This is a genomic window from Cognatishimia sp. F0-27, from assembly GCF_020667845.1.
In the GTDB taxonomy this organism is placed as follows: domain Bacteria; phylum Pseudomonadota; class Alphaproteobacteria; order Rhodobacterales; family Rhodobacteraceae; genus JAFMPQ01.
Genome location: NZ_JAFMPQ010000081.1, coordinates 1 through 2,079, shown reverse-complemented (window position 1 = coordinate 2,079; position 2,079 = coordinate 1). Strand labels below are relative to the sequence as shown.

Annotated in this window: 2 protein-coding genes; both read left to right on the top strand. The window is 59.9% G+C overall.

Annotated features, from left to right (window positions below; genetic code table 11):
• The first annotated feature begins 54 nt into the window (after nucleotides 1-54).
• Nucleotides 55-819, top strand: a complete 765-nt coding sequence (locus J1C49_RS21395; protein WP_227447845.1) for an SDR family NAD(P)-dependent oxidoreductase — start codon at nucleotides 55-57, stop codon at nucleotides 817-819.
• Nucleotides 820-958: 139 nt separating this feature from the next.
• On the top strand, nucleotides 959-1,927 hold the full coding sequence (locus J1C49_RS21390) for a zinc-binding dehydrogenase (protein ID WP_227447844.1): 969 nt from the start codon (nucleotides 959-961) through the stop codon (nucleotides 1,925-1,927).
• Nucleotides 1,928-2,079: the final 152 nt, after the last annotated feature.

The window sequence follows — 2,079 nt, the reverse complement described above, 5'->3', positions numbered from 1 at the left end:
CAGATATCCGACTGCGAAAATACTTCCCAAACGAAACATTCGACCTCTCCGCAGATGACTGAAACTCAAAACACCAACGCTTTGTTTGATTGCGCCAACCGCACGGCTCTTGTGACGGGAGCGAGTTCCGGCCTGGGAAAGCGCGCAGCGCTGGTCTTGGCAGCTGCCGGCGCCTCGGTCGTCGGCGTCGCACGGCGGGCCGACGCGCTTGCGGCTTGGCAGGAGGAATGTGTTGGGAAAACCGCATCCATTGTCGCGGATGTGTCCAACCGGGAGGCCTTGCCGGACCTTGCAGCGCGGGTGTCAGAGCCGTTTGGCCCGCCTCAGATCCTGGTGCATGCTGCGGGGATCAACACGCGAGAACCCGCGGATGCGGTGACAGCAGAAGGGTGGGACAAGACCCTTGAGCTGAACCTTTCAGCGCCATTTTTCCTGAGCCAGGCCCTCGTGCCCAATATGGCAGGGTGGGGCCGGATCGTGCTTTTTGCGTCCTTGCAATCGACCCGCGCCTTTCCCGGAGGGATTGCCTATGGCGCCTCGAAGGGCGGGATCACGCAACTGGCGCGTGCCATGTCCGAAGCATGGGGTCCACGCGGGATCACGGCAAATGCCATCGGACCCGGCTTCTTTCCGACCGAGCTTACCCAATCCGTTTTCGCGGACCCAGACCGTGCAGCCCGCAATGCCGCGCAGACCTGCTTGGGGCGCAATGGTGCGGCAGACGATATCGACGGTCCGCTGCTGTTTTTGTGTTCGGAAGCGAGCGCATATGTCACCGGCCAGACACTCATGGTCGATGGCGGGTATACCGCAAAATGATCCGGGTTGATGGCCTCGAGACACCCCCGTGTCGCGCTGGAACGACGGTCGCCGGGCATCGTCAGCCAATATCAGGCGGCGCATGTCAGCGCGATCTGAACCCCGAGGCTTTGAGTTCGTTCAAGGAGACCCCGACCCGATGAAGGCTCTGATTTACACCGGCCCGGAACGCATGTCCTTCACCGACGTGCCCGATCCCGTGGTCCGTCCGGGCGATGCACTGGTTCGCATTGAAAGTGTCGGAATCTGTGGTTCGGACATGCATGCCTATCTTGGCCATGACGAGCGCCGACCTGCGCCACTTATTCTTGGTCATGAAGTTTCGGGTGTCACGGATCAGGGACAGCGTGTCACTCTCAATCCCCTCGTGACCTGTGGCACCTGCGGCGCCTGTCAGGCCGGAAAAGACAATCTCTGCCCGGATCGACAGATCATTTCGATGCCCCCGCGCGAAGGTGGTTTCGCCGAATATGTGGCCATTCCAGAGCGCAACCTCGTGGCTTTGCCGGATCACCTGAATTCAGATCAAGCGGCGCTCGCAGAGCCGATTGCGTGTGGCTGGCATGCTGTGAGGCTTTGTCAGGATCGTCGGCAGACTGCGCGCAATGCACTTGTGATCGGGGGTGGCGCCATCGGACTCGGGTCTGCATTGAGCCTTGTCGCGAACGGGATCGAAGATGTCACGATCGTGGAGCCGAACGCCCTTCGCCGGAGCTTTCTCAGCGAGCGTTGCGGATTGCGTGTGGTCGATGGTTCGGCTCTAGCCTCTGGCATGACTTTTGACATCGTTGTCGACGGGGTCGGTTACGAGGCCACACGGACCATGGCGTCTGCATACGCAGCACCAGGCGGCGTGATCGGCCATATCGGTCTGGGATCGTCGCAAGGTGGGCTCGATGTTCGGCGGATGACCTTGCAAGAAATAACCTTCATCGGAACCTATACCTACACCGCACAAGATTTTCGGGATACCGTGGCCGCCATGGTTGATGGACGTTTGGGCGCTCTGGACTGGACAGAAACCCGGCCGCTCGAAAACGGAGCGCAAGCATTTTCGGATATCCGCGCCGGCCACGTGGCCGCTCCGAAGATTGTACTGAACCCCTGAAACATCCTCGCTGTGGACGAGGCCACTCCCACGGTTTGAACAAACACAAAACACAGAAATGGAGCTTCCCCTGATGTCTGAGATACCGCATCTTCTTGTTCACGAGCACGCTGACAACGTTGGTGTTGTTGTTGTTGAGGGCCTTGAGTCCG